A 13788-nucleotide genomic window follows, 5' to 3' on the forward strand; every position below is an offset into this window, starting at 1 on the left:
GACCTACCTCATAGCATTACCCGATATTGCCTCACTCAACCTTCTAAAATCCCCAACAAAAAAAATAACTGTCATACTTTTCTGGCACTGTTGGACATATCGTGGAAATGCTCGCCATAATAAGGACGAGACGGATTTACCACGTCCTGTGATTGAACTGGAGTGTGAGCTGTAATGGGTCAGGAAAAGTTATATATCGAGAAAGAGCTAAGCTGGTTAGCATTCAACGAACGTGTACTCCAGGAAGCGGCTGACAAAAGTAACCCGCTGATCGAACGCATGCGTTTTTTGGGCATTTATTCCAACAACCTGGATGAGTTCTACAAGGTCCGCTTCGCCGAGCTGAAAAGACGCATCATCATCAGCGAAGAACAGGGCTTAAACTCGCACTCGCGGCATCTGCTGGGCAAAATCCAGTCCCGCGTGCTGAAAGCCGATCAGGAATTTGACGGCCTGTATAACGAACTGCTGCTGGAGATGGCGCGCAATCAAATCTTCCTGATTAACGAACGCCAGCTTTCCGTTAACCAACAAAACTGGCTGCGCCACTACTTCAAACACTATCTGCGCCAGCACATTACCCCGATTCTGATCAACCGCGAAACCGATCTGGTGCAGTTCCTGAAGGACGACTACACCTACCTGGCGGTGGAAATTATTCGCGGTGAATCCATCCGTTACGCGCTGCTGGAGATCCCGTCCGACAAGGTGCCGCGCTTTGTGAACCTGCCGCCGGAAACCCCGCGCAGACGTAAGCCGATGATCCTGCTGGATAACATCCTGCGCTACTGTCTGGACGACATCTTTAAAGGCTTCTTCGATTACGATGCGCTAAACGCCTACTCGATGAAGATGACCCGTGACGCCGAATATGACCTGGTGCACGAGATGGAAGCCAGCCTGATGGAGCTGATGTCCTCCAGCCTGAAGCAGCGCCTGACGGCCGAGCCGGTGCGCTTCGTTTATCAGCGCGATATGCCGGACGCCATGGTGGAGATGCTGCGCGAGAAGCTGACCATTTCGCGCTATGACTCCATCGTGCCGGGCGGCCGTTACCACAACTTTAAAGACTTTATTGGCTTCCCGAACGTCGGCAAAGCCAATCTGGTGAACAAGCCGCTGCCGCGCCTGCGCCACCTGTGGTTTGATAAATTCCGCAACGGATTCGACGCCATTCGCGAGCGCGACGTGCTGCTTTACTACCCGTATCACACCTTTGAGCACGTGCTGGAGCTGCTGCGTCAGGCCTCGTTCGACCCGAGCGTGCTGGCGATCAAAATCAACATCTACCGCGTGGCAAAAGACTCCCGCATCATCGACGCGATGATCCATGCGGCGCACAACGCCAAAAAGGTCACCGTGGTGGTTGAACTGCAGGCGCGCTTCGACGAAGAGGCGAACATTCACTGGGCCCGCCGTCTGACGGAAGCGGGCGTACACGTCATCTTCTCCGCCCCGGGGCTGAAAATTCACGCCAAGCTGTTCCTCATCTCCCGTAAAGAGGGTGACGACGTGGTGCGTTACGCCCATATCGGTACCGGGAACTTTAACGAGAAAACCGCGCGGATTTACACCGACTACTCGCTGCTGACCGCCGATGCCCGCATCACCAACGAGGTGCGCCGGGTCTTTAACTTTATTGAGAACCCGTACCGCCCGGTAAGCTTTGACTATCTGCTGGTCTCGCCGCAGAACTCGCGCCGCCTGCTGTACGATATGATCGATAAAGAGATCGCCAACGCCCAGAAAGGCTTGTCGTCCGGGATTACGCTGAAGCTTAACAACCTGGTCGACAAAGGCCTGGTGGATCGCCTGTATGCGGCCTCCAGCTCCGGCGTGCCGGTTAACCTGCTGATCCGCGGCATGTGCTCGCTGATCCCGGAACTGGAAGGCATCAGCGACAATATTCGCGTGATCAGCATCGTTGACCGTTACCTGGAACACGATCGGATCTATATTTTTGATAACGCGGGTGATAAACAGGTCTATCTCTCTTCGGCAGACTGGATGACGCGCAATATTGACTACCGAATTGAAGTCGCGGCACCGCTGCTGGATCCGCGCCTGAAGCAGCAGATCCTCGACATCATCGAGATTCTGTTCAGCGATACCGTGAAGGCACGCTATATCGACAAAGAACTCAGTAACCGCTACGTACCGCGCGGCAACCGCCGCAAAGTGCGGTCACAGCTGGCGATTTACGACTATATCAAATCACTCGAGCAACCCGATTAACCTATGCCGATAAATGATAAGACCCCACGCCCGCAGGAATTCGCCGCGGTCGATCTTGGCTCTAACAGTTTCCACATGGTCATCGCCCGTGAGGTGGATGGCGCGCTGCAGATCATCGGTCGTCTGAAGCAGCGCGTACACCTGGCGGATGGCCTTGATGAACGCAGCATGCTCAGCGAAGAGGCGATGGAGCGCGGGTTAAACTGCCTGTCGCTGTTTGCTGAACGCCTGCAGGGCTTCTCGCCTTCCAGCGTCTGCATCGTGGGCACCCACACCCTGCGCCAGGCGCTGAACGCGCCGGAATTCCTCAAGCGCGCCGAAAAGGTGATCCCCTACCCGATCGAGATCATCTCCGGCAACGAGGAAGCGCGTCTGATTTTCATGGGCGTTGAGCACACCCAGCCGGAAAAAGGGCGCAAGCTGGTGATTGACATCGGCGGCGGTTCTACGGAGCTAGTGATCGGTGAAGACTTTGAGCCGCGCCTGGTGGAAAGCCGCCGTATGGGCTGCGTCAGCTTCGCGCAGATGTACTTCCCGGGCGGCACCATCACCCGCGAGAACTTCCAGCGTGCGCGTATGGCGGCCGTCCAGAAGCTGGAAAACCTGGCCTGGCAGTACCGTATTCAGGGCTGGAACGTGGCGCTGGGCGCGTCAGGCACCATCAAAGCGGCGCATGAAGTGCTGCTGGCGATGGGCGAAAAAGACGGCTTTATCACGCCCGAGCGTCTGACGCTGCTGACCGAAGAAGTGCTGAAGCATAAAAGTTTTGACGCCCTAAGCCTGCCGGGTCTTTCCGACGAGCGTAAGGCGGTCTTCGTGCCGGGCCTGGCTATTCTCTGCGGCGTGTTTGATGCCCTCGCCATTAAGGAGCTGCGTCTTTCAGACGGCGCGCTGCGTGAGGGCGTGCTGTATGAGATGGAAGGCCGCTTCCGCCATCAGGATATTCGCAGCCGTACCGCGCAAAGCCTGGCCAACCAGTACAACATCGACCGAGAGCAGGCGAAGCGCGTGCTGGAAACCACGGTGCAAATGTACGAACAGTGGGAAGAGCAGAATCCGAAGCTCGCGCATCCGCAGCTTGCCGCCCTGCTGAAATGGGCCGCGATGCTGCACGAGGTGGGGCTGAACATCAACCACAGCGGCATGCACCGCCATTCGGCCTACATCCTGCAAAACAGCGATCTGCCTGGCTTCAACCAGGAGCAGCAGACCATGATGGCAACCCTGGTGCGCTATCACCGCAAGGCCATCAAGCTTGACGATCTGCCGCGCTTCACGCTGTTCAAGAAGAAGCAGTTCCTGCCTTTAATCCAGCTGCTGCGCCTTGGCGTACTGCTCAATAACCAGCGTCAGGCCACGACCACACCGCCGACGCTGAAGCTTAAAACCGACGACCATCACTGGACGCTGAGCTTCCCGCACGACTGGTTCAGCCAGAACGCGCTGGTTCTGCTGGACCTGGAAAAAGAGCAGCAGTACTGGGAAGCGGTCACCGGCTGGCTGCTCAAAATTGAAGAAGAGAGCGCTGACGTCGCCGCGTAACGGCTCAGGCGTCCGCGGTGGACGCCTCGGTTTCCAGCAGTGACGCAAGCGGCGTCGGCCTGCCAATCAGATAGCCCTGCATATAATCGATACCTAGCGCGTTAACCGCGCTACGTATCTCTTCCGTCTCGACATACTCCGCCACCACCAGCATCTTCTTCATGCGCGCCAGATGGCAGATAGACGCCACAATCTGGTAGTCCAGGCTGTTGTTAACGATATTGCGAATAAAGCTGCCGTCGATCTTGAGAATGTCGGCATCCACGCTTTTCAGCCGCGCATAGCTCGCATAGCCGGTGCCAAAATCATCAATCGCAATACGGACCCCCATTTTCTGGAGCTGCTGGAGGATGTGTAGCGCCTGCTCCCCGCTGCTGAACGAGCTGCACTCCGTCACCTCAAAAATCAGCTGCCACGGCTCAATGGCGTATTTCGCCAGCAGGCGACTCACCTCAAGCGGGAACGGCACCCGGCACACGGTTGAAGGTGCCAGATTAATGGCAAAACGCTGGGCGGGCAGGCTTTCGCGATGCGCGGCCAGGAAACGCAGCGTATGCTCAAGCACCCACAAATCCACCCGCGACGACAGGCCAAACTCCTGCGCGACGGGCAGGAACTGGTCAGGAGAGATCAATAAGCCGTTTGCATCCGGCATCCGCAACAAAACTTCGTGATAGCGATCGCCACGCAGGCCGCAAACGGGTTGAACCAGCAGGGTAAATTCGTCGTTATCGAGCGCCTTTTGCAGGCGGCTCATCATCGCGACCTTATCCTTCAGGCTGCGCTGCAAATGGACGGCCCCACGCTGCTGAAGATTTTCCGGATGGTTGGAGGAGAGCGACAGATCGGCCACCACCCCCAGCTCGCCCAGCACCAGGTAAAGATGGTTAACCGGAGACCGGACATAGCAATAGCTCACGCCCACCTGCGGCTGCAGCGGCATGCCGTCCCAGACAAAGCGGAACTGTTTAATATGCTCGTCCAGGTCATCAATCCGCTGCTGGTGCGACTCCGCGTTGAGCCGCACCGCCAGGTCATATCCGGTCAGGTGATACACCTGCTCATTAGGCTGGAGCGTGCCGTTTACCCACTGCGCCAGCTGCTGTTTGTACAAAATACGCAGCAGCACGCCGTAGTTTCGGCCCAGAATTTCCAGCTCCGGAATGCGCAGCAGGCAGAGCGCCGACCACGGATTCTTCGCCAGATCGCGCGACAGCGCCCGCAGGTTAGGCATATGGACAATCGGGTCGAGCAGCGCCAGCCTGCGGGAGCGTTTATTCACGGCGCGCTGGCGGGTCGCCAGCATCGACATATAAATCACCACAAACGAGAAGACCAGGTAGCTGGAAGAGGTGATCGCCAGCTGAATGTCGTATCCCTGATTCATAGGGATATAGCGGTAAAAATAGTGAATAGACACCAGCAGCACCGGCGTCCAGATAAGCGAAATGAGCTTATAGCCAAAACGCATTGCGCCCCAAAGCATCACCGGCATCAGCAGCGAGAGGGTGTAGTTGGTGGTGAAAATGGAGCTGTTTTCATTCATCGGAAGCAGCAGCAGCGAAAGCAGCCCGCCGAGCGCAGCCGCCCACAGCAAAAACTCGGCGACCGTCACCTTTTTGTCTATCTGGGCGCGGATCTGCGAGAGTAGGCTTTTGACGTAGCGCGGATGACGAATCAGGCGGATCAGCAGATAGCTCAGCGGCACGCCCGTCAGCCCGCTGGCCAGCAGCGTCTGATAGTTAATGAGCGTGCGGATATTAAGAGGGTTGAGTCCCGCAAGGCTCTGGCGGCTCTCATACACGCCCAAATAGACCGCAAACTGAAACAGCACCAGAAACAGCGTCGCGGGGCAGAAAGCCTGCCAGAAGATGCGCTGCGCCATCAGCCGGACGTCGCCGTACGCCGTCATATTGCGTCTGGGGGCAAACACACGGTAGCCGCCCCAGCTGAGCACTAGCGGGACGATAAAATGCAGTACGCCGGCAACCGTTTCAAACATCCCGACCGACGGGTAGTAGCGGATAAACAGCGACAATACGATCCCGGGCAGCGCTTCCAGGCCAAAGAACATCATCAGCGAAAGCAAAAATGAGAGCGGTAAATAATAGAGTGCCACAATGCCGTCGCCCAGCTGCGTATACGTATTCGCGACGCTCAGCGCGGGAAGTAAAACCACCGGTATAATAAGCGGCAATGCCCACCAGCGGTTTTGATTGTTTTTCAGGAAAGCGAGAATATTCATAGATGCCCGGTTAAACCCCTATCGCTCCAGAGGGAAATAAAGACAGGCATCCAACCTGACCTACGCGCCACCCGGCGGCATGCCGGGCAAACAGTGTGGAGGAAGGATTTTAAATATCAGGGGCGGGAAACCGTTGACATAAATCAAACTACTTGACGCAAATAACTTTTCAGGGCGTTTTTTTGAGAATAATTTTCTTCATATTATCAATATGGTAAATGCGTTAATTAATTTTAATAACATTAGTTAATGTAAATATTGACGGTTATTTACACACGCCAGAATTGACCCCAACTCCCCGCTGTGCCTTAATATCCTTATCGCCCAAAAGGGCTTACCCAGGAAAAACAGAGTGAGTCAGGTCACGCGTATGCGCAAACGACATCGATTTAACACCCGAATGACCCGCATCATACTGCTCATCAGCTTCCTGTTTTTCTTTGGCCGCTTTGTTTACTCTTCCATTGGCGCCTGGTATCACCATCAGGACAAGATCCAGTCGCAGCAGTCCAGCCTGACCGTCGACACCGCTGACCGCTAAACCGCCGAAGGATGTTGCACGAGCCGAATAAGGGCCGCGATCCCTTTGCTGAGGATTTTGTCCTGCCGCATGACCACCGCCAGCTGCCGCTGCAGCATGGGCATCAGCGACATCACGCATAGCCCTTCACGATCGACATCCTGTTTGACCGCCATTCGCGGCACAATACTGTAGCCCAGCCCCGCGCGAACCATGCGTTTGATCGCCTCGATGCTGCCAAGCTGCATCACCGGCGCGATTGCTAATCCACTGGCTGCAAACCAGCCATCGATCAGAGCCCGGGTCCCGCTGCCTGATTCAAAGGCAATCAGCGGATGAGCGTGCAGCGCCTCCGGCGTGAAATCGCGGAAAACATCCTGCTGCTCCCGCGAGGCGATAAACACAAACTCTTCGTCCATCACCGGCATGACGTCCAGCGCTCTGCCGCTCACCGGCAGCGTGACCAGCCCCACATCGAGACGGTTCTCTTCGATGGCCCTGACGATGTCGAGGGTGTTGCCCGTTGTCACCCCCACGCTCAGGAGCGGATAGTCGCGGCGCAGCTGCTCCAGCAGGGGCGGGAGAAGATGGATGCAGGCCGTTGCCCCCGTGCCAAGCGTAATGGTGCCGCTCACGTCGTGACTGAACGCACTCACGGACCGGATGGCGTCATCCACCACCTGCTGAATGCGTTCCCCGTGCGCCAGCAGGGCCTCTCCGGCCCCCGTCGCCTTAATGCCCCGCCCGGTACGTTCCACCAGGCGCGTTTGCAAAAACTGCTCCAGCTGACGTACCTGCATGCTGACGGCGGGCTGGGAAATGCCCATCAGATCCGCCGCAGAGGAAAAACTGCCGCGCTGGATCACCAGCCGGAACGTCGCGAGATAGCCCAGATTAAGCGTCGTCATTCAAAGTTTCTCTTATACCGCGCATAAGGTTGCAGACCTGTTTGCACAATACCTCGCTCGCTATGCTGGGGACAACTGCATAACGGAATGAAAAATAATGGAAACACCTGCCCTGCCTCGTCGACTCGCCCTCACTGCCGGATGTAATCAACTCATCAACTGGGGGATCTCGTTTTATATGCCCGGTACCTTCGCGCTGGCGATATCAGCTGACCGGGGGTGGTCATCACCACAGATTTACCTCGGCCTGACGCTGGCGATGCTGGTGATGGCGGCGGTTTCGCCGTTTGTGGCCCACCTGCTGGCATGCTTTGGCGGCCAGAGGGTGGTGATGAGTGGCACGCTGCTGATCGCCGCAGGCTGCGCAGGGATGGCGTATACCCAGACGCTATTTGGCTGGTACTGCGCCTGGCTGGTCACCGGTGTAGGGATGCGCCTGTCGCTGTACGATGCGCTGTTCGCCGCGCTGGTGAACCTCTACGGTCAGCAGGCGCGAAGAACAATCTCACGCGTCACGCTGGCGGGCGGGCTGGCCTCTGTCGTCTTCTGGCCGCTTGGCGATGCTCTGCTTCAGGTGATGAGCTGGCATGAGGCGCTGCGCGTCTATGCTCTCTTCGGCCTCCTGAGCGCGGCGCTGATAAGAACGCTCCCCCGTCAGCGGCTGTCGGTGACGACACAGGTCGCCGCGCCGCCCCTGAACAAAGAGCGGCGCAAAGGCTGGCTTTATGCCGCCTTCATTGCCCTCATCACCTTTGTCTCTAACGGCACCTCCACCCATCTGCCGGAGTTTATTGCCCACTTCGGCCTGCCGGTCGCCATCGGCATGCTGTGGGGGATCGGCCAGACGGGCGCTCGCTCTATGGAGGTGCTGGCGGGCGCACACTTAACGCCGTTCAGGCTGACCCTTTTCACCGCGTTCGCCATGCCGCTCTGCTTTCTTCTGGGGTTGAGCAGCGCTCTGTTTGTGTGGTGTGCAGCCGGGTTTGTGCTGGGCTATGGCGCCATGAACGGGCTAGTCACCATCGTGAAAGCCACGCTGCCGCTGGAACTGTTCAGCGCGGAAAGCTATGCCCGCCGCACCGGCATGCTGCTTATCCCCGGCCAGCTGATGGCGGCAGCCTCGCCGTTTGCCTATGCGTGGCTGAACAAAGCGCTGGGGATCGCGGGAGCAATGTGGGTATCAACGGGGCTGACGCTGGTGATTGCCGGGCTGGCGATAGCGATTGTGCGCCGTCCCGGCAGGCAAAGTGTATCGCACTGTATCCAGCGCACCACGCTGACAAACGGGTACAAAACGCCGCCTCCGGCAAATATCTCCGATACATAAAAATGGTTTTCTTTCCCTGTCGCCATTCAGAACCGATGAGGAGAGAGAGCAATGATTCGTCACTATGTACTTTTCCCCCTGCTTGTCCTGACATCTGTAGCATGTGTCCAGGCCACACCGCTGGACAATCTGAGCGCCGCGGACGTTAATGGCCCCGCCGCTGTTTCCCCGCTGGCGCAGCCGCAACCACCTGCAAAACTGATCGTCGATCCGCCGCTTGCCGGGCCGCTGAGCAAAGGCGCGGTGTTTATCCAGTACCGTGCCGAAAACCTGCGCATCGAGCCGGTGTTCGGGCCCGACGCGCTCAAGGTCACCCCGCGCATCGGGCACATTCACGTGGTGGTGGATGACGCGCCGTGGCATTGGGCTGACGTCAGCGGAGAGCCGGTGATCCTGGTGGGTCTGCCCGCCGGTAAGCACAAGGTGACGATTATTCTGGCCGATCCGACGCATAAGCCCCTCGATCACAAAACCCTCGAATTCACCGTGCCGCCCCACGCGGCGATCCACCATTTTTAAGGAGTCTGAAGATGAAAGCACTGTCTGTACTGACGGCAGGCCTGCTGGCGCTTTCGGCCAGCGCTTTTGCGGAGAATAAAACCAGCGTCGTGCTGGTGCACGGCGCGTTTGCCGACGGCAGCAGCTGGAATAAGGTGATTACCCTGTTGCAGAAACAGCACGCAGAGGTCATTGCCGTCCAGCTCCCGCTCACGTCGCTAAAAGATGACGTTGCCGCCACGCGACGAGCCATCGAACGCGCCCAGGGGGATGTCGTACTGGTGGGTCACTCCTGGGGCGGCACCGTGATTAGCGAAGCAGGCAACGATGCGCGAGTAAAATCACTGGTGTATGTGGCGGCGTTCGCGCCGGATTCCGGTCAGTCGACGGCGGATCTGGCAGAAAGATTCCCTGCGCCGCCGGGCAGCGCGGGCATTGCCAAAACGGCGGACGGCTATTTATATCTGCCAACGGACGCCGTCAGGAAGGATTTCGCGCCGGATGTGACGCCAGACATTCAAAACACGATTGCAGCGACGCAGGGGCCGATTAAGGCCGAGGCGTTTGGTGAAAAGGTCGCCCATGCGGCATGGCATGATAAACCGAGCTGGTTTGTGGTCAGCAAGAATGATCGAATGATCAACCCCGATCTTGAGCGTGCAATGGCAAAGACGATCCATGCGAAAACCGCCGAGGTGGCAGCGAGCCACGTGTCGATGGTGAGCCAGCCGGAAGCTATCGCCCGGATGATTGAGCAGGCGAGGCGGATGCACTGAGAAAAATTCGCCCGGCGGCGCTACGCTTGCACGGGCCTACGATTTCGTAGGTCGGGTAAGCGCAGCGCCACCCGACAAGAAAGGCCGCCTCAGTCCCCCTTCTCTGCGGGATAATCGCGATTAATCCACGCGTGATCCTCTTCCCAGGTGAACATCCATTTGCGCACCGGCCCGGCCATCACGTTGAGGTAATAGCTGTCATACCCGGCCATCGTCGCCACCGGGTGGTAGCCCTTCGGCACCATGACCACGTCACGGTTATAGACCGCCATACACTCATCCAGCGTTCTGTCGTCGGTGTAAACGCGCTGCATGCAGAACCCCTGTTCCGGGTTGAGGCGATGGTAGTAGGTCTCCTCCAGATAGGTCTCGTTCGGCGGATTGTCCGCGTCATGCTTGTGGCTCGGGTACGAGCTGGTGCAGCCTTCGTTGGTCCAGACCTCCACCACCAGCAGGCTGTCGGCAGGTTTATCCTCCGGCAGAATGTTATGCACGTAGCGCTGGTTATGCCCCTTACCGCGCGCCTCGCCGTCGATATCCTGCGGCGCAATCAGCCGCGTCGGATGCGTACCCTTGCCCGGCGCGGCGCAGACCGCCAGCTCCAGCCTGGTCAGCGCCTTCACCTGCACCGTCTCCTGCGGTGTAACGTACACCGCCCACGGCTTGATGCGCTCGAACGGGCTCATCCGCTCGCCGATGTCGTTAAACTGCGCGGAAGGGGTGCGGATGGAGGCGCGTCCGGCGACCAGCACCAGGCAGCGCTCCTCGCTGACGGCGGGCAGCGTCAGCGTCTGCCCCTCCTGCAGCTCATAAGCCGCAAAGCCGACGTACCCCCACCCCGCGCTTTCCGGCGTGACGGACTGGGTCCGCCCCTGCGCGTTCGGCTGTTGCCAGCGTGATATCAGACGTGACATGTCACCTCCTCAGATAAGCCCGGCGTCGCGCGCCAGGCGGCTCAGGTTGTTGTACCCCAGACGGGCGTAGGTCAGCGGATGGGCAATCGCCGGATCCTGCTCCGCCTCGACCACCAGCCAGCCGTGATAGTCCTGCGCCTTCAGCTGCCGCATAATCGGCGGGTAATCGACGCAGCCGTCGCCCGGCACGGTAAACACGCCGCTCAGCACCGCATCGAGGAAGCTGGTTTTGCGGTTTTTGACGTCCGCCAGCACGTCGGCGCGCACGTCTTTGCAGTGCACGTGGTTGATGCGCGACGCCCAGCGCTGCGCCACCGCCAGCGGATCGGCCCCGGCAAAGGTCAGATGGCCGGTATCCAGCAGCAACCCGACCTCTTCGCCGGTATGGGTCATCAGGTTGTCCACGTCGTCGGCGGACTCAATCACCGTGCCCATATGGTGATGGTAGGCGATCTGCACCCCCTGCTGCTGCGTATAGCGGGCAAATTCGGTGAGCTTCTCGCCGTACTCCTGCCAGCGTTCCTGCGGGAAGCGCGGGCGCAGATGCACCGGGGTCTGCTGCTCGCCGTGAATACAGCCGCTCACTTCAGCAAACACCAGCACCTTCGCCCCCAGCTCGCGCAGCAGCGTCAGGTGGGGCTGCACGGCGGCGATCTCCTCCTCCACTCTGCGCTCCAGCAGGCGGCCGGAGTACCAGCCGGAGACCAGCTGCAGGTCGTGGCGCTGTAAAATCGGGCCGAGCAGGCGCGCCTCGCGCGGGAATTTATTGCCCAGCTCGAAGCCGGCAAAACCGGCCTCTTTTCCTTCGCTCAGGCAGGTCTCCAGCGACGTCTCCGCGCCGAGGGAAGGCAGATCGTCGTTCGTCCAGGTCAGCGGGTTAATGCCCAGTTGTACACTCATTGTCGTCTCCATTATGCGTCTCCGCGCTCGCGCCACCAGGCGATAAGCTGCAGGTAGTTGTCCCGGATGCGCGCCACCAGCTGCGCATCGTCAATATCGTGCTTCAGCCACGCGCGGGAGGCGTCGCCAAACAGCGTGCGCCCCACGGCGAAGCCTTTCACCAGCGCCTGCCCCGCGGCGGCCCGGAAGTCGGCGCGCAGCTGTTCCGCCGGGGCATCGAGTCCGAGGATCACCACCCCACGGCAGTGCGGGTCCCGGCGTTCGATAGTTTCGCTGAGCGCCGTCCAGCCGTCGGCCGAGAGCGGCGGCAGCTTCCACCAGTCCGGGTAAATGCCCAGGTTGTAGAAGCGGGAGATGGCGCGCAGATAAAGTTCGTCGCTGCGCGGCATGGTTGCGGGCAGGATCACCTCCAGCAGCAGCTCGTGCCCGGACTGGCAGCAGGCGTGGTACACCTCGGCGATTTTCTGCTCCTGCTCCAGGCGCAGGCCGTGGGCATCTTCCGGATGGAAAAAGACCAGGCACTTCACCACGTGCTCCTGCGGCCAGCTGATAAGCTGGGTGCCGATGTTGCCGTGCTCCATCTCCAGCGGCCGGGATCCCGGCAGCTCGATGGGGCGACCAATCCACCATCCTTCCCCGGTGATGGCGTTCAGCGCGTCCTGACCAAAGGTGCCGTCGCACAGCAGGCCGGCTTTGCCCTCCAGCCCGGCGCGGCTCGCCGCCTCGCGGCTGGCCTGCAGGATCAGCTGCTTTAGCGCCGGAATGCGCTTCAGCGACGCGCCGCACTGCAGCGCCATATCCTCAAGCTGGCTGCGGTGGTCGAAGGCCATTACGCACAGCTCCGGCCACTCGCGGCGGCGGGTGGTCACCCGGTGGAGATGGTTCAGACGCGGGTCGAGATCCGGGCGCGGCACGTCCGCAGCGCGGGAGAGATAGTCATCCAGCTCGATCTTGCTCGGCATTGCCGGGGCGCAGCCGTGGCGGGAGACCACCAGCGCGCCGCAGGCGTTGGCGTAGCGGCACGCCTGCTCCCAGCCCTCGTCGTTCAGGTAGCCGCGCAGCAGGCCGGACATAAACGCGTCCCCCGCGCCGAGGACGTTCAGCACCTCCACGCGCACGCCGGTCACCGTCAGGCCGTCGTCCAGCCGGGGCGGAATGGCGTCGGTATAGACCGAGCAGCCGAGCGCCCCGCGCTTGCAGATCAGCGCGGCTTCACTGACGGCGCGCACCTGCCCCAGCGCCGTCAGCGTATCGGTGCTGCCGCCCGCAATGTGGAACTCCTCCTCGGTGCCGACGATGACGTCGAAGAGGTGCAGCACCTCCTGCAGTTCGCGGGTGACCTTATCGGCGGCGATAAAGCGCGTTTCGCCGTCGCCCAGCGAGGTCAGCCCCCACAGCACCGGACGGTAGTCGATGTCCAGCACCGTGCGCACGCCGTGACGGCGGGCATAGCCCAGCGCCGTCAGCACCGCCTCGCGGGTCTGCGGGTGAGAAAGGTGGGTCCCGGTGATGGCAAGACACCGTGCGGAGGCAATGTAGCTTTCGTCCACATCGCGGGCGGTAATCGCCATGTCCGCGCAGTTATCGCGATAAAAAATCAGAGGAAAGGTGTCCCGGTCTTTAATGCCGAGCAGCACCAGCGCCGTAAGGCGGTCTTTATCGGTAATCAGATGGCTGGTATCGCAGCCTACCTGGCTGAGCTCTTCCCGCAGGAAGCGGCCCATATGTTCATCGCCGACGCGCGCCAGCATCGACGAGCGCAGGCCCTGACGCGCGGTGCCGTACGCCACGTTGCCGGACGACCCGCCGAGGTATTTGGCGAAGCTCGACGCATCTTCCAGACGGGCGCCAATCTGCTGGCTGTAGAGGTCTACCGCCACGCGGCCCATGCATATCACATCAAACTGCTTTTCCACGTTGAAC

General features: G+C 59.7%; 11 protein-coding genes. 6 read left to right on the plus strand and 5 right to left on the minus strand.

The genetic code is table 11. The features are described 5' to 3' along the window. Positions 1-174: 174 nt before the first annotated feature. Together ppk1 and ppx are read left to right on the plus strand one after the other, a co-directional pair. Positions 175-2235 carry a polyphosphate kinase 1 gene (ppk1, locus tag L6R44_RS18210; RefSeq protein WP_033146179.1) on the plus strand — a complete coding sequence of 687 codons (2061 nt, stop codon included), beginning with the start codon at positions 175-177 and terminating at the stop codon, positions 2233-2235. Positions 2236-2238: 3 nt separating this feature from the next. Next, the gene (gene ppx / locus L6R44_RS18215) at positions 2239-3777 is read left to right on the plus strand and encodes an exopolyphosphatase (protein ID WP_032643562.1); all 1539 of its coding nucleotides are present in this window, start codon (positions 2239-2241) and stop codon (positions 3775-3777) included. 4 nt (positions 3778-3781) lie between these two features. On the opposite strand, the gene L6R44_RS18220 is transcribed toward ppx, so the two are convergent. Beyond that, entirely contained in the window at positions 3782-6022 is a 2241-nt protein-coding gene (locus L6R44_RS18220; RefSeq protein WP_237425008.1) for an EAL domain-containing protein, read from the minus strand. 352 nt (positions 6023-6374) lie between these two features. On the opposite strand from L6R44_RS18220, the gene L6R44_RS18225 reads away from it, so the two are divergent. Continuing rightward, a complete protein-coding gene (locus L6R44_RS18225; RefSeq protein WP_050488832.1) occupies positions 6375-6563 on the plus strand; it encodes a YfgG family protein in 189 nt (62 codons plus the stop codon). Here L6R44_RS18225 and L6R44_RS18230 read toward each other — a convergent pair. Further along, positions 6560-7450, minus strand: a complete 891-nt coding sequence (locus L6R44_RS18230) for a LysR family transcriptional regulator (protein WP_032643567.1) — start codon at positions 7448-7450, stop codon at positions 6560-6562. The two genes, L6R44_RS18225 and L6R44_RS18230, sit on opposite strands and share 4 nt — an antisense overlap. A gap of 97 nt (positions 7451-7547) precedes the next feature. On the opposite strand from L6R44_RS18230, the gene L6R44_RS18235 reads away from it, so the two are divergent. Genes L6R44_RS18235 through L6R44_RS18245 form a run of 3 tightly spaced genes read left to right on the plus strand, consistent with a single transcriptional unit; the run spans position 7548 to position 10051 of the window. Then, positions 7548-8777, plus strand: coding sequence for an MFS transporter (locus tag L6R44_RS18235; RefSeq protein ID WP_237425009.1), 1230 nt, complete (start codon positions 7548-7550; stop codon positions 8775-8777). A gap of 51 nt (positions 8778-8828) precedes the next feature. Next, positions 8829-9296 (plus strand): DUF6130 family protein, encoded by a 468-nt coding sequence (locus L6R44_RS18240; RefSeq protein WP_237425010.1) that lies wholly within the window; start codon positions 8829-8831, stop codon positions 9294-9296. 11 nt (positions 9297-9307) lie between these two features. Continuing rightward, entirely contained in the window at positions 9308-10051 is a 744-nt protein-coding gene (locus L6R44_RS18245) for an alpha/beta fold hydrolase (RefSeq protein WP_237425011.1), read from the plus strand. A gap of 89 nt (positions 10052-10140) precedes the next feature. Here L6R44_RS18245 and iolB read toward each other — a convergent pair whose 3' ends face one another. The 3 genes from iolB to L6R44_RS18260 are packed head-to-tail and all read right to left on the minus strand — an operon-like array spanning position 10141 to position 13781. Beyond that, positions 10141-10965: a 5-deoxy-glucuronate isomerase gene (iolB, locus tag L6R44_RS18250; protein WP_237425012.1), complete on the minus strand. Its 825-nt coding sequence runs from the start codon at positions 10963-10965 to the stop codon at positions 10141-10143. Positions 10966-10974: 9 nt separating this feature from the next. Continuing rightward, positions 10975-11865 (minus strand): myo-inosose-2 dehydratase, encoded by an 891-nt coding sequence (gene iolE, locus L6R44_RS18255; protein ID WP_237425013.1) that lies wholly within the window; start codon positions 11863-11865, stop codon positions 10975-10977. Positions 11866-11876: 11 nt separating this feature from the next. After that, positions 11877-13781, minus strand: a complete 1905-nt coding sequence (locus tag L6R44_RS18260; RefSeq protein ID WP_237425014.1) for a bifunctional 5-dehydro-2-deoxygluconokinase/5-dehydro-2-deoxyphosphogluconate aldolase — start codon at positions 13779-13781, stop codon at positions 11877-11879. Between the last annotated feature and the right edge of the window lie 7 nt (positions 13782-13788).

The sequence above is a fragment of the Enterobacter cloacae complex sp. ECC445 genome, assembly GCF_021892025.1.
Classification (GTDB): domain Bacteria; phylum Pseudomonadota; class Gammaproteobacteria; order Enterobacterales; family Enterobacteriaceae; genus Enterobacter; species Enterobacter chengduensis.